Annotated in this window: 18 protein-coding genes; 5 read left to right on the top strand and 13 right to left on the bottom strand. The window is 73.1% G+C overall.

The window, feature by feature from the left end:
• Positions 1-180: 180 nt before the first annotated feature.
• Together ACFV7Q_RS23055 and ACFV7Q_RS23050 are read right to left on the bottom strand one after the other, a co-directional pair.
• Positions 181-1815, bottom strand: a complete 1635-nt coding sequence (locus ACFV7Q_RS23055) for an alkaline phosphatase D family protein (RefSeq protein WP_385431110.1) — start codon at positions 1813-1815, stop codon at positions 181-183.
• Between the two features lie 131 nt (positions 1816-1946).
• On the bottom strand, positions 1947-2801 hold the full coding sequence (locus ACFV7Q_RS23050) for an alpha/beta fold hydrolase (protein ID WP_385431108.1): 855 nt from the start codon (positions 2799-2801) through the stop codon (positions 1947-1949).
• A 331-nt stretch (positions 2802-3132) separates the two neighbouring features.
• On the opposite strand from ACFV7Q_RS23050, the gene ACFV7Q_RS23045 reads away from it, so the two are divergent.
• Entirely contained in the window at positions 3133-3891 is a 759-nt protein-coding gene (locus ACFV7Q_RS23045; RefSeq protein ID WP_385431106.1) for a GntR family transcriptional regulator, read from the top strand.
• 193 nt (positions 3892-4084) lie between these two features.
• Here ACFV7Q_RS23045 and ACFV7Q_RS23040 read toward each other — a convergent pair whose 3' ends face one another.
• The 3 genes from ACFV7Q_RS23040 to ACFV7Q_RS23030 form a co-directional block, all read right to left on the bottom strand.
• Positions 4085-5242: an ROK family transcriptional regulator gene (locus ACFV7Q_RS23040; RefSeq protein WP_385431105.1), complete on the bottom strand. Its 1158-nt coding sequence runs from the start codon at positions 5240-5242 to the stop codon at positions 4085-4087.
• A gap of 154 nt (positions 5243-5396) precedes the next feature.
• A complete protein-coding gene (locus ACFV7Q_RS23035; RefSeq protein ID WP_385431104.1) occupies positions 5397-6047 on the bottom strand; it encodes a response regulator in 651 nt (216 codons plus the stop codon).
• A 4-nt stretch (positions 6048-6051) separates the two neighbouring features.
• Positions 6052-7227, bottom strand: coding sequence for a sensor histidine kinase (locus ACFV7Q_RS23030; RefSeq protein WP_385431103.1), 1176 nt, complete (start codon positions 7225-7227; stop codon positions 6052-6054).
• 108 nt (positions 7228-7335) lie between these two features.
• Here ACFV7Q_RS23030 and ACFV7Q_RS23025 point away from each other — a divergent pair, with 108 nt between their 5' ends.
• Genes ACFV7Q_RS23025 through ACFV7Q_RS23015 form a run of 3 tightly spaced genes read left to right on the top strand, consistent with a single transcriptional unit; the run spans position 7336 to position 9509 of the window.
• A complete protein-coding gene (locus ACFV7Q_RS23025) occupies positions 7336-8250 on the top strand; it encodes an ABC transporter ATP-binding protein (protein ID WP_385431101.1) in 915 nt (304 codons plus the stop codon).
• 22 nt (positions 8251-8272) lie between these two features.
• Entirely contained in the window at positions 8273-9025 is a 753-nt protein-coding gene (locus ACFV7Q_RS23020; protein WP_385431099.1) for an ABC transporter permease, read from the top strand.
• 49 nt (positions 9026-9074) lie between these two features.
• Positions 9075-9509: a hypothetical protein gene (locus tag ACFV7Q_RS23015; RefSeq protein WP_385431098.1), complete on the top strand. Its 435-nt coding sequence runs from the start codon at positions 9075-9077 to the stop codon at positions 9507-9509.
• Here ACFV7Q_RS23015 and mug read toward each other — a convergent pair.
• The 8 genes from mug to bioB form a co-directional block, all read right to left on the bottom strand.
• Complete coding sequence (gene mug / locus ACFV7Q_RS23010) at positions 9506-10066, bottom strand: G/U mismatch-specific DNA glycosylase (protein WP_385431140.1); 561 nt, start codon at positions 10064-10066, stop codon at positions 9506-9508. The two genes, ACFV7Q_RS23015 and mug, sit on opposite strands and share 4 nt — an antisense overlap.
• Positions 10063-11496 (bottom strand): adenylosuccinate lyase, encoded by a 1434-nt coding sequence (gene purB / locus ACFV7Q_RS23005; RefSeq protein ID WP_385431096.1) that lies wholly within the window; start codon positions 11494-11496, stop codon positions 10063-10065. The genes mug and purB overlap by 4 nt, the downstream gene beginning before the upstream one ends.
• A 71-nt stretch (positions 11497-11567) precedes the next feature.
• Positions 11568-12356, bottom strand: a complete 789-nt coding sequence (locus ACFV7Q_RS23000) for an SGNH/GDSL hydrolase family protein (protein WP_385431094.1) — start codon at positions 12354-12356, stop codon at positions 11568-11570.
• A gap of 29 nt (positions 12357-12385) precedes the next feature.
• Positions 12386-13411 carry a hemolysin family protein gene (locus ACFV7Q_RS22995; RefSeq protein ID WP_385431092.1) on the bottom strand — a complete coding sequence of 342 codons (1026 nt, stop codon included), beginning with the start codon at positions 13409-13411 and terminating at the stop codon, positions 12386-12388.
• Entirely contained in the window at positions 13408-14748 is a 1341-nt protein-coding gene (locus tag ACFV7Q_RS22990; RefSeq protein ID WP_385431090.1) for a hemolysin family protein, read from the bottom strand. Before ACFV7Q_RS22990 ends, ACFV7Q_RS22995 begins: the two co-directional genes overlap by 4 nt.
• Before the next feature lie 410 nt (positions 14749-15158).
• A complete protein-coding gene (bioD, locus tag ACFV7Q_RS22985) occupies positions 15159-15881 on the bottom strand; it encodes a dethiobiotin synthase (protein ID WP_385431088.1) in 723 nt (240 codons plus the stop codon).
• Between the two features lies 1 nt (position 15882).
• A complete protein-coding gene (locus ACFV7Q_RS22980) occupies positions 15883-17196 on the bottom strand; it encodes an adenosylmethionine--8-amino-7-oxononanoate transaminase (protein ID WP_385431086.1) in 1314 nt (437 codons plus the stop codon).
• The gene (bioB, locus tag ACFV7Q_RS22975) at positions 17189-18433 is read right to left on the bottom strand and encodes a biotin synthase BioB (RefSeq protein WP_385431084.1); all 1245 of its coding nucleotides are present in this window, start codon (positions 18431-18433) and stop codon (positions 17189-17191) included. The genes ACFV7Q_RS22980 and bioB overlap by 8 nt, the downstream gene beginning before the upstream one ends.
• 155 nt (positions 18434-18588) lie before the next feature.
• Between bioB and ACFV7Q_RS22970 the strand changes: the two genes are divergently transcribed.
• A complete protein-coding gene (locus ACFV7Q_RS22970) occupies positions 18589-19764 on the top strand; it encodes an 8-amino-7-oxononanoate synthase (RefSeq protein WP_385431082.1) in 1176 nt (391 codons plus the stop codon).
• Positions 19765-19850: the final 86 nt, after the last annotated feature.

The raw sequence follows: 19850 nt of genomic DNA, 5'->3' as shown, positions 1-19850 counted from the left end.
ACGAACGATCTGTGACCGACTGGTTAAGCGTCCATCTGGCCGATTTCGCCCTGATTTCCGCTGCTGCGCCTGCCGGGACGGTGTCCGTGGCGGCCGTCGTACCTGCCGTACCGGCCCCGCCTGTCGTACGGGCCCCGCATATCGTACCGGCCCCGCCTGTCGTACCGGCCCCCGCTTGTCCTACTGGCCCACGCGGCCGGGCTGGAGCATCCTGGTGAAGAGTACGCCGCCCCCCTGGCGGCGCAACCGCACGGTGAGCTCCCCGGAGTCACCGTCGATCTCGACCTCGCCGTAGTACGGGGGGTTTTCGGACGGCGACATGTTCGCGTACGGGGCCGACCGCACGAACTCCGTCCGCGGGCCGAACGTCGGGTCCAGCTTCCCGGCGGGGAAGCCGCCCGCCCCGACGGGGCCGGAGACGAACTCCCAGAACGGCGCGAAGTCGCCGAAGGCGGCCCGCTCGGGCGCGTAGTGGTTCGCCGCCGTGTAGTGGACGTCCGCGGTCAGCCACAGGGTGCCCGTGATGCGCTGGTGCTTGATGTGGCGCAGGAGCTCGGCGATCTGGAGCTCGCGACCCAGCGGCGCGCCCGGGTCGCCCTGGGCGACCGCCTCGAAGTTCGCGGCCCCGTCGGGCACGACGATCCCGAGCGGCATGTCCGCGGCGATCACCTTCCAGGCGGCCCGGGAACGCGACAGCTCGCGCTTGAGCCAGGCCAGCTGCTCCCGGCCGAGGATGCCGATCGGGTCGCCCGTTTGGCGGCCGGGGGAGTTGGCGTTGCGGTGGGTGCGCATGTCGAGCACGAAGACGTCGAGCAGCGGGCCGTACCGCATCACCCGGTACATCCGGCCCTCGGTCCGGCCGCCGCGGAGGTCGGTGACGGGGAAGTACTCGCCGAAGGCCCGGCGGGCGCGGGCGGCGAGGGTGTCGACGTCCCTGACGGTGTAGCGGGGGTCCTCCAACAGCTGGCCGGGGTACCAGTTGTTGCGCACCTCGTGGTCGTCCCACTGGGCGAGGACCGGCACCTGGGCGTTGAAGTCGCGCAGGTTGCGGTCGAGCAGGTTGTAGCGGAAGTTGCCGCGGAACTCGTCCAGGGTCTCGGCGACCTTCGACTTCTCCACGGTGGTGACGTTGCGCCAGGTCCCGCCGTCGCGCAGCGGGACGGAGGCCTGGATCGGCCCGTCGGCGTAGACCGTGTCCCCGCTGAAGAGGAAGAAGTCGGGGTCGCGCAGCCGCATTTCGTCGAAGACGCGGTAGCCGCCGAGGTCGGGGTTGATGCCCCAGCCCTGGCCGGCCAGGTCCCCGGACCAGACGAAGCGCACGTCCCGGCGGCGGGAGACGGGAGTGGTCCGGAAGGCGCCCTGCACGGGCCGGCTGCAGCGGCGCGGGTCCTCCGGGTCTGCCAGGACGACGCGGTAGTGGATCTGCTGCCCGGGGGGCAGGTCGCGCAGGGTGACGGTCCCGGTGTAGTCGGTGCCCGGACCGAGGTAGGGGCCGCCGTGGGAGCGGACGCCGTAGCGGAAGGACTCGCTCGGGGAAGTGTGGACGTACATCCGGGCCGGGCGGTCGGAGCGCGTCCAGACCGTGGCCGAATGGGCGGTGATCTCGCCGGACTGGATGCCCCACGGCGCGCTCGGGCGGCCCGAACGGGTGAAGGCCGGGGCAACGGCGGACCCGGTGGAGCCAGCAGCGGAACCGGTGGTGGCGGTGGACGCCGCGAACGCCTGCGGGCCGATCGCGCCGGACAGGGCAAGGCCCACGGGAACGGCGAGGGAACCGCCGAGCAGGGACCGTCGGGTGTACGGCATGGGTGCCATCGGAGCGTCTCCAGGGCCGGCCGGGGAAGGGTCGGACCAGTGTGCCGGGGCACACCGGCCCGCCCGCGTCGCACACGCGAACCCAGGATGAACAGTCACGCACGCGAACCCGGATGAACAGCCGCCGGACGTCATCCCACCTCGGTGTTCGCCGCCTCCCGCACCGTGTCCAGGACCACCCGCGCCACCAGCGCCGGGTCGTCGTTCATCGGGACGTGCCCGCAGCCGGGCAGTCGCACCAGCCGCGCATCGGGCACGACGTGCTTGGCCCGCACACCCTGCCGGGGGAGCAGCAGCCGGTCGCGGGAGCCCCAGGCGATGGTGACCGGCAGTCCGGGAACGTCCTCGGTGAACCGTACGGAGCGACCCGCGGCCAGGGTCTCCTGGAAGCCGGTGGCCCCGCGCAGGGCGAGGGTCTCGGCGACCACGGCCTCGGGCGAACGGCGGGCCGGGCGCGCGTAGATGGTGCCGGTGAGGGCCGTCCGGCCGGCGGCGCTGTGGGAGAGCCGCTCCAGGGTGGCGAGCGGCAGGGCCAGGGCGCCGACGCGCATCGCGCGCAGGGTGGCGAAGGCGTACCGGCGCTCCGCCTCGGTCCAGAAACCGGCGGGGGAGAGCGCGGTGACCGAGCGGGCCAGGCTGCTGCGCCCCATCTCCAGCGCGAGGAGCCCGCCGAGTGAGTTGCCGACGACGTGCGGGCGTTCGGCTCCGAGGGCCGAGCAGAGCGAGCCGAGGGCGGCGGCGACGGTGCCGAGATCGTACGGGACCCCGTCGGGCAGGGGCTCCGAGATGCCGAAGCCGGGCAGGTCGACGGCGATGACATCGTGCCCCGAGGCCAGGATGTCGGTCACCGGGTGCCAGGCCTGGAGGTGGTGGCCTATGCCGTGCAGCAGGAGGAGGGGTTCGCCGGAGCCCTTGCGCTCGTAGGCCACGGTGGCGGTGCGGGGGCCCAGCGGCGAGTCGATCGGGAAGGAGACCGTGGCGGTCATGCTGCTCCTCGTCGGGTGGACGCGTGTGAGACAGGCTGTCAGTAATCGCTATGGTCATGATTACCGTCCGGTAGGCCTTGACTACAAGCCTGTGGCGCGTGTCGGAGCAGAGGAGTCCGGATCGCACAGCGACCTCTTGAGGGGGCGCGAACATCGTATGAACGGCTTGATGCGTATGCCGGATGTGTCCGGTAAAGGGGTGAGGATTGGTCTTGACCAAGGCGTCGCGCCGAACCTATGGTCGAAGGGATAGTGCAAGAACCTTTAATAAACAAAGGCGCGGAACTGCCGCTGGAACACGGCGATTGCAGCGATGGCAGGAGGAGTCAGGGTGGGGACCACGCAGCTGGAAACGGTGCCGGAGCCGAAGTACTGGCACCTGAGGACCGTTCTGAGCGAGGCGCTCGACCAGGACTTCACCGTGGGTGAAGTCCTGCCCAACGAGCGGGAGCTCGCCGCCCGCTTCGGAGTGGCGCGCGCGACCCTGCGCCAGGCGCTGGAACAGCTGGAACTGGAAGGCCGCCTCCAGCGCCGCCGCGGAGTCGGCACCACCGTGGCCCCGCCCCGGGTCGGCGTCGCCGTCGGAACCGCCCGGCACAGCTGGCCCGCCGAAGCCGCCGACGGCTGGGAGGCCGTCGACGCCGTCGACGCCCCGGTGCCCGCCGCGGCCCTCAAGCTGCTGGGCGTCCACGCCGACCAGCCCGTGCACACCGTACGCCGGACCCGCGTCACCCAGGGCCAGGCCGTCGCGGCCGAGCTGCTCTACGTGCCCGCCGCCTCCGTGCCCGGCCTGTCCGCGATCGACGCGCCTGCCGGCGCAGCCCGCGCCCGCGCCGTGCTGCGCGAACTCCAGCGCCTGTCCCTCGACGGGCAGGACCGCTCCGTCGAGCTCGGCTCGGCCCGCGTCGACGACGCCAAGGAGCTGGACCGCCTGCCCGGGGCCCCGGTCCTGGTGGTCACCACCCGCTACTTCACCGCCGCGGGCACGGCGGCCGTCTCGGTCGCCACGTACCGGGCGGACACCTGCCGCCTGACGTTCGGTGATTCGGGCGACGTGGAGATAGCGCACGAGGCCCGCGCCGCCTCCTGACCCGACGCGCACGGCCCCGCGTCCTCCGGCCCCCGCTGCGGCACGTGCCGGAGGGGCCGTATGCGTACGGTCGCCAGACAGCTGACCGGGGCCGGGGTCGGGGTCGTACCCCGGTCCGGGGCCCGGGGCCCGGGGTCATGCGGGCGGGCGGGTGCCGGTGTGCGGCGGGGGCCGACACGTGCGGGGGCGCTGTTCAGCGGCGGCGTCCGGTGACCGTCTTCTCCACGGCGAAGAGCTCCTCTTCCACCTGGTCCAGCGCCAGTCGCAGCGCCCCGGTGGCCACCGCCGCCTCACCGAGCAGGGACTGGGCCACCCGCGGGGGACGCAGGCAGTAGCGCGCCAGCTCCCGGCGCAGCGGGTCCAGTACGCCGTCCAGGCCAGCCGCCCAGCCGCCGACCACCACCAGTTCCGGGTCCATCGCCAGGACCAGGGCCGCCACGTCGTGCACCAGGCGCTGGATGAACCGTTCCACCGCGGCCACGGCCCGCTCGTCCCCCCGGTCGGCCATCGCGAAGACCCCGGCCACGGCCTGCTCGTCGAGCGGGTGCAGCGGCTCGCCGGTGGTCGACAGCAGCCGCTCGGGCGTCGCCTCCCGGCCCAGCAGGTGGAGCGCGCCGATCTCGCCGGCGGCCCCGCCGAACCCGCGGTGCAGCCGGCCGCCGATCAGCGAGCCCGCCCCCGGGCTGAGCCCGGCCATCACGAACACCATGTCGTCGGTGTCCTGCGCGGCCCCCTTCCAGTGCTCGGCCAGGGCCGCCGCGTTGGCGTCGTTCTCCACCTGGACCGGACAGCGGAAGGACCGCCGCAGCCGGTCCCCGAGCGGCAGCCCGGTCCAGCCGGGCAGGGCCGTGCCCAGGCGCACCGTGCCGTCCGCCTCCACGATCCCGGGGCTGCCGACCCCGACGGCCCGCAGCGAGTCCCGCGGCACGCCGGCCCGGCGCAGCAGATCGGCCACCGCCGCCCGTACCCGCTCCAGCCGCTCGTCGGCGGACGCGGTCTCGGCGACCTCCTTGGTGCCGGCGCCGATCACCCGACCGTCCAGCCCGGACAGCAGCACGGCGATCCGGTGGGACCCGATCTCGATGCCGAGCAGGTGTCCGGCCTCGGCCCGGAACCGGAAGCGGCGGGCGGGTCGCCCCTGGCGCCGGGCCCCTTCCTCGGCCTCCGCCTCGACCACGAGCCCGGTGCCGATCAGCCCCTCCACGACACCCTCGACGGTCGGCCGGGACAGCCCCGTGACCCGGGTGAGGTCGGTGAGCGTCGGCGCCTGCGCGGCGCGCAGCGCGCGCAGCACCACGGCCGAATTGATCCGCCGGAGCAGAGAAGGATCTCCGCCGGTCAGCTGCCCCAACGTCTGTCCTCCCAGCTGGCGAGCCTGTCAGCCGGATCGTACTGCGCCCCCGTCGCGACGGCGATAAGCGGCCCCTCGTCAGCCGGGCCGCGCGGTGACGGCGCTCCGGCGCAACCGGGCCGGCCAGGACGGTCGGCCGGGTCGGGGCGGAGGGTCAGGTCGGGACGACGAAACCCGACTCGTACGCAGCGATCACCGCCTGGGTCCGGTCCCGCGCGCCCAGCTTCGACAGCACCGCACTCACGTGGGACTTGACGGTCTCGGCTCCCACGAACATCTCGGCCGCGATCTCCGCGTTGGTCAGCCCCCGCGCCATCAGCCGCAGCACTGCCTCCTCCCGCTCGGTCAGGGCGGCCCGCTCCAACCGGGCCCGCGCCCCACGGCTCCCGTACTCCGCGGCCAGCGAACGTACCGCCGCCGGGAAGAGCAGCGTCTCCCCCTCCGCGATCAGCCGCACCGCGTGGACGATCTCCGACGGTCGGGCCCGCTTCAGCATGAACCCGTCCGCCCCTGCACGCAGCGCCCGGTACACGTACTCGTCGTTCTCGAAAGTGGTGACCACCAGGATCTTCGGCGGCTCGTCCACGCTCTTCAGCACCGCCTTGGTCGCCTCGATCCCGTCCAGCAGCGGCATGCGCACGTCCATGGCCACCACGTCCGGCCGCAGTTGCCGGACCAGCGGGATCACGGCCGCCCCGTCGGCTGCCTCTCCCACCACCTCGATGTCGGGCTGGGCATCGAGCACGGCGCGCAGACCCGCGCGCACCAGGGGTTCGTCGTCGACGAGCAGTACGGTGACCGGCATCCCCTCAGCGTATGTGCTGCAGCGGAAGCATCGCGCGCACTCTCCACCTCCCCTGGTGCGGACCGGCCTCCGCCGCACCGCCGAGCAGCGCGGCCCGCTCCTGCATCCCCCGGAGCCCGCTGCGGCTGCCGTCGGGTGCCCCCTGGCCCGCCGGCAGCGGATTCGACACCTCCAACTCCAGCCGCTTGCCGGTCATCTCCACCCTCACCCGGACCGGGACCGGCCCGCAGTGCCGCAACACGTTGGTGAGCGCCTCCTGCAGGATCCGGTACGCCTCCTGGGTGACGGGCCCCGGCAACGTCTCCAGCGGACCCGTCAGTTCGGCGTGCACCGCGGCCCCCGAAGCCCGCGTGGAGTCCAGCAGCCGGTCCGCGTCGGCCAGCGTCGGCCGCTGCGAGGGACGCGGACCGGAGTCCCGTAGCACCGACAGGACTCGGTCCAGGTCCTCCAGGGCGGCCCGTCCGGTCTCCTCGATCGCGGTCAACGCCCGCTCCGTGAAGGCTGGATCGGCGGCCGTCCGCGCCGCCCCGGCCTGCACCACGGCCACCGTCAGCGCGTGGCCGATCGTGTCGTGCAGCTCGCGCGCGATCCGCGTGCGCTCCAGCAACTGCTCGGTCCGCGCCTCCAGGACCGAAAGCCGCTCCGCGGCGGACGGCCCCAGCAGCCGGGCCGCGAGGTGGGTCACGAGCTCACCCATCAGATGCACTGTGACGACCAGCAAGACCAGCGGCAGCGGAACGAGCAGAGCGGCCACCCAGCGCGGCGGTATGAACGGCAGCTCATGGTTCTCCTCCACCGGATAACCCCAGGCGGTGGTGAGCAGCTCGACCGTGAGCACCGGCATGCAGTACGTCGCGTACATGGCCACGCATGACAGCCCCAGCCGGGTTTCGAGCCACAGCACGGTCCGCCAGCGGTCGACCCACCGCTTCGAGGCCGACGTGGATATGGCGTTCTCCTCCGCCCCCCGGGCGTAGGGGGTCAGCAGGAACTGCGCCTGCAGGCCCTCGGCCATGCGCACCCACGGGAGCAGGCCGAACGGCGCGACGAGGAGGGCCGGCACCCACGGGGCCATCGGCGCTATGAACATCCAGACCGCCACGAGCAGCATCGGGACGCACAGGTGCAGCCAACGCGAGTACGTCAGCGGGCGGAACGGGGCTGTGACCAATCGGTGCATGTCCCCATCGTGGCAGCCGGGCGATCACGGCCGTCTCCCCCGTGCGGGGGAGACGGTCCCCCCGCACGGGGGAGGAGAGGGGGAAGGGTCGGCGGCGAGCCTTGAGCCATGAACCGCATCGAGATCCGCCAACTCACCAAGGCGTACGGCACGACCAAGGCCGTGGACCGCCTCACCTTCGACGTCCTGCCCGGCCGGGTCACCGGCTTCCTGGGCCCCAACGGCGCCGGCAAGTCCACCACCCTGCGGGTGCTGCTCGGGCTCGACCGGGCCACCTCCGGCACCGCCACCATCGGCGGCCGCCGGTTCACCGACCTCCAGCAGCCGCTGCTGCGCATCGGCGCCCTGCTGGACGCCCAGGCCGCGCACGGCGGTCGCACCGCCCGGGACCACCTCCTCGCCCTGGCCGCGAGCAACCGCATTCCGGTGCGCCGGGTGGGCGAGGTCATGGAGCAGGCGGGCATCGCCTCCGCCGCGAAGCGGCGCATCAAGACGTACTCCCTGGGCATGCGGCAGCGGCTGGGCATCGCCGCCGCCCTGCTCGGCGACCCCGGGGTACTGCTGCTGGACGAGCCCACCAACGGCCTCGACCCCGAGGGCATCATCTGGATCCGCGAGCTGATGCGCGGTCTGGCCGCTGACGGGCGGACCGTGCTGGTCTCCAGCCACCTGATGTCCGAGACGGCCTCCTTCGTGGACCACCTCGTCATCCTCGGCCAGGGGAGGCTGCTGGCCGACACGTCGATGGCGGCGTTCATCGACGAGCGGAGCACGCCCCGGGTCCGGCTGCGCACTTCCGATCCGATACGCCTGCGGACATCCCTCGCCCAGCAGGGACTACAGCTGGCCGAGGGGGACGAGGGCCGCTGGACCATCGACGGCGCCCTCGCCGAGGAGATCGGCGTACTCGCCGCCCGTGACGGCATCCCGATATTCGAACTCTCCGACGAGCGCGCCTCCCTGGAACAGGCATACCTCGACCTCACCGCCGATCACGCCCAGTTCGCTTCCGCGAGCCGCTGACCACCCAGGAGGATCCACCGCCATGTCCACCACCGCCCTGCCCACCCGCGCCGCCCTGCACGCGGAATGGATCAAGATACGCTCGCTGCGCGGCACCCTCGCGTCCCTCATGGCCGTCTTCGTGGTCCTCACCGGAATCCAGATGTTCACCGCCGCCGCCATAGGGACGGCCGAGGAAGACAGCATGGGTGCGGACCGGCTGTTCGCCGCCTTTTACAGCCTCGTCTTCGGCCAGACGGCGGCCATCGCGTTCGGAGCGAGCGCCTTCGCGAGCGAGTTCCACAACAACGCGCTGCGGATCACACTCGCCTCCGTGCCGAACCGCACCCGCTTCTACCTCTCGAAGCTGGTCGCAGTGGGCGGACTCGCTTTCCTCGTCGGACAGGTGACCGCCTTCGCAACCTTCCTCGGCGGCCAGGCCTTCATGGGGCGGCACGCCATCGGCCTGGGGGACGAGGGCGCACTGCGCGCCGTCATCGGCTGCGGGCTCTACCTGACCTTGATGTCCCTGTTCGCCGCCGGCATCACGGCCGTGTTCCGCAGCGCGGCCGCGACGCTCGGCGTCCTCATACCGTTCACCCTCGTCCTGCCCTTCGTCGTGGGCGACGTCGCGGGCGGTGCCGTGCAGTACCTGCCGGACCGTGCAGGACAGATGGTGATGCGCACCGAGCTGCCCGGCGAGCTGGGCCCGTGGACCGGGCTGGGGGTGATGGTGCTGTGGACGGCGGCCGCAATGATCGGCGGCTGGCTGGCGGTCCGTCGACGCGATGCCTGACGCGCGTGACGGAAGGCCAGTTGTCAGTGGCCGCGGGAATACTGACGACATGACCACCGAACGGCATCTGGAGACGATGGACCAGCTGCGGGCCAGGGAGTTCCCCGCCGAGCGCGGCCGGTCGGACGTGGGGACGAGCGGGCCGGGGTACCACTTGGCCGAGCTGGGCGGGAGCCGGTGGTACGGGGACGAGGACGCGGCCGACCGGGCGGCCCACGAGGACCAGGTTCACGCCGAGTACGAGGCCCTGACCCAGCGGCTGGAGGAGCGGTGGGGGAGCCCCGACACGTTCAGCCTCGCGGGACTGATACTGCGGGACGTGCACGAGCAGGTGCCCCAGCCCTGGCGGGAGATCGCGGAGACCAGCGACCACCTGCACCTGTGGCGGGTGGGGGACCGGTGGGTCGCCCTGTACACGGCCCGTTGGGGGGCCGACCACTCGCCACAGCTGATGGCCGCGGTCACCGTGGTCGACCCGCCCTAAGCTTCCGGCCGGTCCTCGGAGTCGGCCCGGGCGGCCGCGCGGAGGCGGGCGTATTCCCTGGCCATGGTCTCCGCGGTCCAGTGGGCGTTAAGTCCGCTGGGGTTGGGGAGGGCCCAGATACGGGTGGAGCCGATGGTCTGCTCCTGAGGGCCTATGGAGGCCTTCTTCTCGCCGAAGGCGGTGCGGTAAGCAGTGACGCCGGCGACGGCCAGCCACTGGGGGCGCAGGCGCTCCACCTTGGCCCGCAGGACGCGGCCGCCCTCGATCAGCTCCTCGGTGCTCAGCTCATCGGCGCGTGCGGTGGCACGGGCGACGACGTTGGTGATGCCGAGCCGGTACGTCAGCAGCTCCTCCTGCTCCGCCGGGGCCAGGCGGCGCGGCGTGAAGCCTGCCAGGTGCAGGACGGGCCAGAAGCGGTTGCCGGGACGGGCGAAGTGGTGTCCCGTCGCGGCGGAAAGGAGACCCGGGTTGATTCCGCAGAACAGCACGCGCAGACCACCCGCGACGACGTCGGGGACGACGCGGTCGCGGGCGGCTTCGAGCTCCTCGGGGGTCAGAGGATCGACCCCGGCGCGTACCCGGCGGCCTCCGGGTACTGCTTGGCGATCGCCTCGATGCGGGAGGCCACCGCCGCGACCTGGTCGCCGGCGGCGCCCGTGAAGGACAGCTTGTCGGCCATCAGGGCGTCGAGCTGCGTCCGGTCCAGCGGCATCCGCTCGTCCGCGGCCAGCTTGTCCAGCAGCTCGTTGCGCTCGGCACCCTGCTCACGCATCGCGAGCGCGGAGGCCACCGCGTGCTCCTTGATGATCTCGTGGGCGACCTCGCGGCCGACGCCGGCCCGCACCGCGCCCATCAGGACCTTGGTGGTCGCGAGGAACGGCAGGTAGCGGTCGAGCTCGCGGGCCACGACGGCGGGGAAGGCGCCGAACTCGTCGAGGACCGTCAGGAAGGTCTCCAGCAGGCCGTCGAAGGCGAAGAACGCGTCGGGCAGCGCCACCCGGCGGACCACGGAGCAGGAGACGTCGCCCTCGTTCCACTGGTCGCCGGCCAGCTCGCCGGTCATCGAGGCGTAGCCGCGCAGGATGACCATGAGGCCGTTCACGCGCTCGCAGGAGCGGGTGTTCATCTTGTGCGGCATCGCCGAGGAGCCGACCTGGCCCGGCTTGAAGCCCTCGGTGACGAGCTCGTGGCCGGCCATCAGGCGGATCGTCTTCGCGATGGACGACGGGGCGGCGGCCAGCTGTACCAGGGCGGTGACCACGTCGTAGTCGAGCGAGCGCGGGTAGACCTGGCCGACGGAGGTGAAGGCCTGGGCGAAGCCGAGGTGGGCGGCGATCCGCTGCTCCAGCTCGGCGAGCTTGGCGGCGTCGCCGCCGAGCAGGTCGAGCATGTCCTGGGCGGTGCCGACCGGGCCCTTGATCCCGCGCAGCGGGTAGCGGCCGATCAGGTCCTCCAGGCGGTCGAAGGCGACCAGCAGCTCGTCGGCCGCGGTGGCGAAGCGCTTGCCGAGGGTGGTGGCCTGCGCGGCGACGTTGTGGGAGCGGCCGGCCATGACCAGCTCCGCGTGCTCGCCGGCCAGCTTGCCGAGGCGCGCGAGGACGGCGACCGTGCGGTTGCGGGCCAGCTCCAGGGAGAGCCGGATCTGGAGCTGCTCGACGTTCTCGGTGAGGTCGCGGGAGGTCATGCCCTTGTGGACGTGCTCGTGGCCGGCGAGGGCGTTGAACTCCTCGATGCGGGCCTTCACGTCGTGCCGGGTGACCTTCTCGCGTTCGGCGATGGAGGCGAGGTCGACCGTTTCCAGGACGCGCTCGTAGTCGGCGAGGGCGGCGTCCGGGACCTCGATGCCGAGGTCCTTCTGGGCGCGCAGCACGGCGAGCCACAGCCGCCGCTCCAGCGTCACCTTGTACTCGGGGGACCACAGGACGGCGAGCTCCGGGGAAGCGTAGCGGCCGGCCAGGACATTGGGGATGCGGGGCTTGGCTGTCACGTGTAGGGATTCTACTGGGGTCGCTGCTGTGCGATTGCGCAGGTCGGACCCCCGCCCCGGATTGTGCCTTGCTACGAGAGCCGGCCCTCCGTGACCCCGTACGGCAGCAGCTCCGGGCGCTTGGCCGGGCGGCCGTCCCCGGAGGAGCGGCCCGTCAGGCGGCGACCGATCCACGGCAGCAGGTGCTGCCGGGCGAAGCTCAGGTCCTGGGAGCGGCGCACGCCCCAGCCCGGCCGCTCGGCAGGCGGCAGTGCCGCGCGCCAGTCCTCCTCCGCCGGCAGTCCGAGAGTCTGCCAGACCGCCTCGGCCACCCGGCGGTGGCCCTCGCGCGTGAGGTGGAGCCGGTCCACGTCCCACAGCCGCGGGTCGCCGAGCACGGGAGCCCCGTACAGGTCGACCACCAGGGCGCCGTGCCGGGTGGCGAGCTCCTCGACGATGCCGAAGAGCTCCTCCATCCGGGGTCGGAAGCGCTCCATCACCGGGCCGTGCCGTCCCGGCGAGCGCATCAGCACCAGCGTCTTGCAGGAGGGGGCCAGCAGGCCGACCGCCTCCTCCAGGTGGCCGCGGACCCGGCCCATGTCGACCTTGGGGCGCAGGGCGTCGTTCAGCCCGCCCACCAGCGTCACCACATCGGCGCCCATCGCCGCCGCCACCGGGGCCTGGTCCGTGGCGATCTGCCCGATCAGCTTCCCGCGGACCGCGAGGTTCGCGTAGCGGAAGGCCGGCTCGCGCGCGGCGAGCCGGGACGCCAGCAGGTCGGCCCAGCCCCGGTAGGAACCGTCCGGCAGGAGGTCGGACATGCCCTCGGTGAAGGAGTCGCCGACCGCGACGAAACTGGTGTAAGACGCATTGATCCCCATGGCCAAGCGATGCTACCGCGCGGTAGGGATCAGGTGGGGGCCGGGCGCCCGAACAGCTCGCGCAGCACGTCCTCCATCGTCACCAGACCCGCCATCGCCCCGTCCGGGCCGAGGACCGCCGCCAGGTGCGTCCGGCTGCGCCGCATCGCGGTCAGCACGTCAGCCAGCGGGGTGTCCGCCCGCACCTGGGCGATCGGCCGCAGCGCCGGCACCGGGAACGGCTCCGCCCGTTCCGGTCCGTCCGCGTCCAGGGCGTCCTTCACGTGCAGGTAGCCCAGGATCCTGGACTGCACGTCGATCACCGGGAAGCGGGAGTACCCGGACGAGGCCGACAGCCGCTCCAGCCCGTCCGGGGAAATGCCCACCCGTGCCACGACGACCCGGTCCGAGGGCAGCACGACGTCGGTGACCGGCCGACGGCCCAGCTCCAAGGCGTCGTGCAGGCGCTCGCTCGCCCGGTCGTCGATGAGCCCCGCAGCGCTGGAGTCCTTGACGATCCGCGCGAGCTCGTCGTCGGAGAACGTCGCGGAGACCTCGTCCTTCGCCTCGACCCGCAGCAGCCGCAGCAGGGCGTTGGCGAACGCGTTCACCGCGAAGATCACCGGGCGCAATGCCCGGGTGGTCGTGACCAGCGGCGGGCCCAGGAGCAGCGCGGTGCGCACCGGCTCGGACAGGGCCACGTTCTTCGGCAGCATCTCGCCGAAGAGCATGTGCAGGTACGTCGCCAGCGCCAGCGCCACCACGAACGAGATGGCGTGCGTCAGCCCGGACGGTACGCCCAGGAGGTCGAAGAGCGGGGTCAGCAGGTGGGCGATGGCCGGCTCGGCCACCACGCCCAGCACCAGGGTGCACAGGGTGATGCCCAGCTGCGCCGCCGCCATCAGGGCGGACACGTGCTCCAGACCCCACAGCACGGAGCGGGCCCGCCGGTCGCCCTGTTCGGCGTACGGCTCGATCTGGCTGCGCCGGACCGAGATCAGCGCGAACTCCGCGCCGACGAAGAAGGCGTTGACGACCAGGGTCGCCAGGCCGATCAGCAGTTGCAGCACGGTCATCGGCGGGCCTCCCCACCGGGCTCCGGCCGGGGGCCTGCCGGGGCGTGCAGCAGCACGTGCGCGGCGCGCCGCCCGCTGGCGTCGACCACGTCGAGCTGCCAGCCCTCCAGCTCCATGCTGTCGCCGACGGACGGGATCCGGCCGAGCCCGGTCGCCATCAGTCCGGCGAGGGTCTCGTACGGTCCGTCCGGAACGCGCAGCCCGATCTGCCGGAGCTGGTCGGTACGCGCGGCGCCGTCGGCGGAGTAGAGCTGCCGCCCGGCGGCGTCGGTGCCGGCCGGGGCGAGGTCGGGGGTTTCGAGCGGGTCGTGCTCGTCGTGGACCTCGCCGACGACCTCCTCCATGATGTCCTCCAGCGTGGCCACGCCTGCGGTGCCGCCGTACTCGTCGATGACGACGGCCATGGTCTGCTTGCCGGACAGCCGGTCCAGCAGCCGGTCCACGGTCAGCGACTCAGGCACGAACAGCGGCGGGCGCAGCAGCTGCGCGACGGGGTGGCGGCGCCGCTCCTCGGCCGGCAGGGCGAGGACGTCCTTGATGTGGACGGTGCCGACGACGGTGTCGAGGCTCCCCCGGTACACCGGGAAGCGCGACAGGCCCGTCGCCAGGGTCGCGTTGGCCACGTCCTCCGCGGTGGTCTGCACGTCGAGGGCGGTGACCTGGACGCGGGGCGTCATGACGTTCTCCGCGGTCAGGTCGGCGAGGTTCAGGGTCCGTACGAAGCGCTCGGCGGTGTCCCGCTCCAGGGCGCCGGCCTTGGCCGAATGCCGGGCGAGGGCGACCAGCTCCTGCGGGGAGCGGGCGGAGGCGAGCTCCTCGGCCGGCTCCAGCCCGAGCCGGCGGACCAGGTGGTTCGCGGTGCTGTTCAGGTGGCTGATGAACGGGCGGAACGCCCGGCTGAACACCCGCTGCATGGTCGCCACCCGCTTGGCGATGGCCAGCGGGGAGGAGATCGCCCAGTTCTTGGGCACCAGCTCGCCGACGACCATCAGGACCACGGTCGACAGCACGGTGCCGAGGACCAGCGCGGTCGAGGAGGCGGCGGAGGCCGACAGGCCCACGGCCTCGAAGGGGCCTTGGAGCAGGGCTGCGATCGACGGTTTGGCGATCATGCCGATGATCAGGCCGGTCACGGTGATGCCGAGCTGGGCGCCGGAAAGCTGGAAGGTCAGACTGCGCACGGCTGCCAGGGCGCTCTCGGCACCGCGTTCGCCGCGCTCGGCGGCCCGTTCGAGCTCGCTGCGCTCGACGGTGGTCAGGGAGAATTCGGCCGCGACGAACACCCCGCAGGCAAGACAGAGGAGCAGCGCCACGACGAGCAGGAGCACTTCGGTCATCGGTCCGTCACCTCCGTCCCATGGTCAGTCAGGAGGAGGGGCCGCGCGCGGTGTCGCACGGAGCGCGGCGGGGTACGGCGACGTCGGTTACTGGGGGGCTCGTCCATGGGCGGACGCTCACACCTTTCTCGGATCTGGTCGAGTGCAGCCGGACGTCACCATGGTAAAGGAAAGGCAAAGTGGGGGCGTCATCCTTCTGGCGGAGTGATCGCCGCTTCGACGGCTTCGCGGCGCTCGGGCGACGCCCGCAGGCCCGCACGCCGCAGGCCCGCAGGCCCGCAGGCCCGCAGGCCCGCACGCCGCAGGCCCGCAGGCCCGCAGGCCCGCAGGCCCGCACGCCGCACGCCCGCAGGCCCGCAGGCCCGCACGCCCGGCCACCCGGCCGCCCGGACATGCGGGCAGCCGGGGGGCTACGGAGCCGGCCAGGCGGCCAGGAAGGACTGCACCGACCACGTGCCCCACAGCGACGGGTCCAGCCAGGCCGGGGCAGCGGCCCGGAACTCCTGCGGGGCCAGCACTCCGGAGCCCTCCGGAACCGCGCCCAACAGCGGCAGCCCGGACGAGGCCGGCAGGTCCGCCAGGTTGCAGCGGCAGGCAAGGTCCGGGCTCGCGGGCCAGCTGCCGATGACCACGCCGAGCGCGGCCAGTTCCCGGGCCCGCAGCGCCTCGGCCGTCAGGGTCGTGGAGTTCAGCGTTCCGAGGGCCGCGGGCGCGACCACCAGGACCGGGGCGCCGAGCAGCCGTGCCGCGTCGGCCAGGGTGTGCCCGGCACCGTCGAAGCGGACCAGGAGGCCGCCCGCCCCCTCCACCAGCACGAGGTCGTGGGAGGCGTCGAGCTCGGCCGCGGCTCCCGCTATCTCGTCGGGCGAGAGCGTCGGCATCCCCGCACGGCGCGCCGCCGTGTCCGGGGCCAGCGGCTCCGGATAGCGGGCCAGCTCCACGCCGGTGACGGAGGGACCCGCGAGGCGGACCGCGTCGGCGGCGTCCCCCGGCACCCCGGGCTCCAGTCCGGTCTGCGCGGGTTTGAGCACCGCCACCGACCGGCCGGCCGCCGCGGCGGCCGCCGCGATCGCCGAGGTGACGACGGTCTTGCCGATCTCCGTGCCCGTTCCGGACACCACGATCACGGACATCTCAGCCCACCTCCGCCGCCGCGCACACCGCACGGCAGATCCGGGCCACGTCGGCGTCGCCCGTCACGTACGGCGGCATCGTGTAGACCAGGTCGCGGAACGGGCGCAGCCAGACGCCCTCGCGGACCGCGGCAGCGGTCGCCGTCGCCATGTCCACCTCGTGGTCCAGCTGGACCACGCCGATCGCGCCGAGCACGCGCACGTCGCGGACCCCCGGCAGCTCCCGCGCCGGGGCGAGGCCCTCCAGCAGCCCCGCCTCGATGCGCTTCACCTCGCGCTGCCAGTCCTGGCCGAGGAGCAGCTCGATCGAGGCCAGCGCCACGGCGGTGGCGAGCGGGTTCCCCATGAACGTCGGCCCGTGGGCCAGCACCGGCACCTCGCCCTGCGAGATGCCGTCCGCCACCCGCTCCGTGCACAGCGTGGCCGCCAGCGTCAGGTAGCCGCCGGTCAGGGACTTGCCCAGGCACATCACGTCCGGGGTGATCCCGGCGTGGTCGGCCGCGAAGAGGGCGCCGGTACGGCCGAAGCCCGTCGCGATCTCGTCCAGGACGAGGAGGACGTCGTACTCGTCGCACAGCTCCCGTAGGACCCGCAGGTAGCCGGGGTTGTGGAAGCGCATGCCGCCCGCGCCCTGGACCACCGGCTCCACGATCACCGCGGCCAGCTCGTCGGCGTGGGCGGCGATGAGGGAGCGCAAGTGGGCGACGTACCGGGGGTCCACCTGCGCGTCGAAGCCGCCCGGCGGGACGTCCGCGAAGACCTGGCGCGGCAGGACGCCCGACCACAGCTCGTGCATGCCGCCGTCGGGGTCGCAGACGGCCATCGGCGTCCACGTGTCCCCGTGGTAGCCGCCCCGCCAGGTCATCAGCCGGGTCTTGGCACGCCGGCCCGTGGAACGCCAATACTGCAGGCACATCTTCGCCGCGACCTCGACCGAGACGGAGCCCGAGTCGGCGAGGAAGACGTGCTCCAGGCCGGCCGGGGTGATCTCGACCAGCTTCGCCGCCAGCCGGACGGCGGGCTCGTGCGTGAGCCCGCCGAACATCACGTGGGACATGCGTCCGAGCTGGCCGACCGCGGCCTCGTTGAGCGCCGGGTGGTTGTAGCCGTGGATCGCCGACCACCAGGAGGACATGCCGTCGACCAGCTCGTCCTGCCCCTGCGAGGGTTCGGCGAGCCGCAGGCGCACGCCCGAGGCGGAGGAGACGACCAGCGGCTCCTGCCGCCCGGGCATCGGGCCGTACGGGTGCCAGACGTGCTGCCGGTCCAGCGCGAGCAGTTCGGCGGGCGGCAGCGGGCCGTGCGGGTCAGGCATTGGGGGCGAGGTCCGTCCCCGCACCGCGGCGGCGCACCGTCACCAGGTCCGAGCGCAGCTCGCCCGCCGGAGCCTGGGCGCGGACGGCCTCGGCCTCGGCTCCTGCCGTGTCACCGGCCTCCGCCGCGGGCTCGTGCGCGTGGCCGGAGCAGCCGCCGCACGCCGAGCCACAGCCGGCCTCCGCGGCCGCGGAACCGCACGGTCCGTGGGCCGCGGCCGCCGCGGCGGCATCCGCCCGGTGCGCGGGAAGGGTCTGCGTGCCGGCACCCTCCACCTCGAAGCCCGCGTCGGCGATCATGTCGAGGTCGGCCTGGCCGGCCTGGCCCTCGCTGGTGAGGTAGTCGCCGAGGAAGATCGAGTTCACCACGTTCAGGGCCAGCGGCTGCATGCTGCGCAGGTGCACCTCGCGGCCGCCCGCGAGCCGGACCTCGATGTCGGGGCAGACGAACCGCACCATCGCCAGGATGCGCAGGCAGCGCTGCGGGGTGAGGTTCCACTCCTTGGCCAGCGGTGTGCCCTCGAAGGGGATGAGGAAGTTGACCGGTACGGAGTCCGGGTCCAGCTCGCGCAGCGAGTAGACGACGTCGACCAGGTCCTCGTCCGTCTCGCCCATGCCGGCGATCAGGCCGGAGCAGGCGGACAGGCCCGCGGCGTGCGCCTTCTGCACGGTGTCGACCCGGTCCGCGTACGTGTGGGTCTGGGTGATCTGCCCGTACGTCGCCTCGGAGGTGTTGAGGTTGTGGTTGTAGGCGTCGGCGCCCGCGTCCTTCAGGCGCTCCGCCTGACCGTCCGTGAGCAGACCCAGGCAGGCGCAGACCTCGACGCCCTCGTTCTGCTCCTTGATGGCCTCGATGGTCTTGCCGACGCGCTCCACGTCCCGGTCCGTCGGGCCGCGCCCGCTCGCCACCAGGCACACGCGCTTGGCGCCGCCCGCGACACCGGCCGCGGCGGCCTTCGAGGCCTCGTCCGGCTTCAGCCAGGTGTACTTGAGGATGTCCGCCTTCGAGCCCAGGCGCTGGGAGCAGTACGAGCAGTCCTCCGGACAGAGCCCGGACTTCAGGTTGACCAGGTAGTTCAGCTTGACCCGACGCCCGAACCACTGGCGGCGCACCTTGCCGGCCGCGGCCACCACGTCGAGCAGTTCGTCGTCAGAGGTCGCCAGTACGGCGAGGGCCTCTTCGCGGGTCGGCAGCTCGCGCCGCAGTCCCTTGTCCACCAGGGTGTTCAGCAGATCCATGAGGGCGATCCTGGACCACGCGACCACTCCCGGCCAAGGAGAGATCGCACAACATGGCCGGAACGGAGTGTGTGTATTGCCACACCAGGCACTTGGGTGTCGGCCGTTAGGGTCGGGCGACGCCTGTGGACAGCCGACAAAACGCGAGGAGCCAGATGCCCCAGCAGAGCCGCGAGCCCGAGGACGTGTTCGCGTGGATCGACGCCGCCGAACGGGCCAGGGAGCAGGCCGGGCTGGTGCGGACCCTGCGCCCCCGTCCCGCGGACTCGCCGCTGCTCGACCTCGCGAGCAACGACTACCTGGGCCTGTCCCGGCACCCGGAGACCGTGCACGGGGCGCGTGAGGCGGCTGCCCGGTGGGGCGCCGGAGCCACCGGATCGCGCCTGGTCACCGGTACGACCGAGTTGCACGGGGAGCTGGAGCGGGAGCTCGCGGACTTCTGCGGCTTCGAGGCCGCGCTCGTGCTGTCCTCGGGCTACGCGGCCAACCTCGCGGCCGTCACCGCGCTCAGCGACCGGGGCACCCTCGTCGTCTCCGACGCCGGGAACCACGCCTCCATCGTCGACGGCTGCCGGCTGTCGCGCGCCGCGACCGCGGTGATCCCGCACGCGGACCCCGACGCCGCGCTCAAGACGCTCGCGGCGCACGAGGGCCGGGCGCTTCTGGTCAGCGACTCGGTGTTCTCCGTAGACGGGGACGCGGCGCCGCTCGCCGGCTACGCCGCGGCCTGTCGCGGGGAGGGCGCGGCGCTGGTCGTGGACGACGCCCACGGCCTGGGCGTGCTGGGCGAGGGCGGGCGCGGCGCGCTGCACGCCGCCGGGCTCGCGGGCGCGCCGGGTGTGGTCGCCACGCTGACGCTCTCGAAGTCCCTGGGCAGCCAGGGCGGTGCCGTCCTCGGCCCCGCCAAGGTGATCCGGCACCTGGTCAACACGGCCCGGACCTTCATCTTCGACACCGGCCTGGCTCCGGCCGCCGCGGGTGCGGCGCTGGCGAGCCTGCGGCTGCTGCGGCGCGAACCGGAGCGCGCCGGGCAGGCCCGAGAGGTGGCCCGCCTGCTGTACGGGCGGCTCACCGCGTCCGGCCTGACCGCGGCCCGGCCGGACGCGGCCGTGGTGTCGGTACGGGCCCCGTCGGCTGCGGCGGCACTGCGCTGGGCCGCCGACTGCCGCGAGGCGGGACTGTCCGTGGGGTGCTTCCGGCCGCCGTCGGTGCCGGACGGCATCTCCCGGCTGCGGCTGACAGCCCGGGCCGATCTCACGGGGGACGAGATCGATCGGGCCGTCGAGACGATCTTGCGGACCGCCCCGGCCGGGGCCACGGACGCGCCCTAGGTGTATTGCCCAGTGAGGTTGGGGACGCGGCTGGCGGGTGGTTTGCCTGCGAGCGCGGTGTGTCCGCGGTGGTGATTGTAGGAGTG

Origin of the sequence: Streptomyces sp. NPDC059851, from assembly GCF_042732005.1 — a bacterium.
Classification (GTDB): Bacteria; Actinomycetota; Actinomycetes; order Streptomycetales; family Streptomycetaceae; genus Streptomyces.
Note: the sequence above shows the minus strand (reverse complement) of the source record. Positions and strands in the feature narration are given on the sequence as shown.

What these genes read in the sequence shown, in the direction of transcription:
- ACFV7Q_RS23055 (WP_385431110.1), bottom strand. Translation starts at nt 1,815, where the DNA reads ATGGCACCCATGCCGTACACCCGACGGTCCCTGCTCGGCGGTTCCCTC.
- ACFV7Q_RS23050 (WP_385431108.1), bottom strand. Translation starts at nt 2,801, where the DNA reads ATGACCGCCACGGTCTCCTTCCCGATCGACTCGCCGCTGGGCCCCCGC.
- ACFV7Q_RS23035 (WP_385431104.1), bottom strand. Translation starts at nt 6,047, where the DNA reads ATGCCGGTCACCGTACTGCTCGTCGACGACGAACCCCTGGTGCGCGCG.
- ACFV7Q_RS23030 (WP_385431103.1), bottom strand. Translation starts at nt 7,227, where the DNA reads ATGCACCGATTGGTCACAGCCCCGTTCCGCCCGCTGACGTACTCGCGT.
- ACFV7Q_RS23025 (WP_385431101.1), top strand. Translation starts at nt 7,336, where the DNA reads ATGAACCGCATCGAGATCCGCCAACTCACCAAGGCGTACGGCACGACC.
- ACFV7Q_RS23020 (WP_385431099.1), top strand. Translation starts at nt 8,273, where the DNA reads ATGTCCACCACCGCCCTGCCCACCCGCGCCGCCCTGCACGCGGAATGG.
- ACFV7Q_RS23015 (WP_385431098.1), top strand. Translation starts at nt 9,075, where the DNA reads ATGACCACCGAACGGCATCTGGAGACGATGGACCAGCTGCGGGCCAGG.
- ACFV7Q_RS23000 (WP_385431094.1), bottom strand. Translation starts at nt 12,356, where the DNA reads ATGGGGATCAATGCGTCTTACACCAGTTTCGTCGCGGTCGGCGACTCC.
- ACFV7Q_RS22995 (WP_385431092.1), bottom strand. Translation starts at nt 13,411, where the DNA reads ATGACCGTGCTGCAACTGCTGATCGGCCTGGCGACCCTGGTCGTCAAC.
- ACFV7Q_RS22990 (WP_385431090.1), bottom strand. Translation starts at nt 14,748, where the DNA reads ATGACCGAAGTGCTCCTGCTCGTCGTGGCGCTGCTCCTCTGTCTTGCC.
- bioD (WP_385431088.1), bottom strand. Translation starts at nt 15,881, where the DNA reads ATGTCCGTGATCGTGGTGTCCGGAACGGGCACGGAGATCGGCAAGACC.
- ACFV7Q_RS22980 (WP_385431086.1), bottom strand. Translation starts at nt 17,196, where the DNA reads ATGCCTGACCCGCACGGCCCGCTGCCGCCCGCCGAACTGCTCGCGCTG.
- bioB (WP_385431084.1), bottom strand. Translation starts at nt 18,433, where the DNA reads ATGGATCTGCTGAACACCCTGGTGGACAAGGGACTGCGGCGCGAGCTG.
- ACFV7Q_RS22970 (WP_385431082.1), top strand. Translation starts at nt 18,589, where the DNA reads ATGCCCCAGCAGAGCCGCGAGCCCGAGGACGTGTTCGCGTGGATCGAC.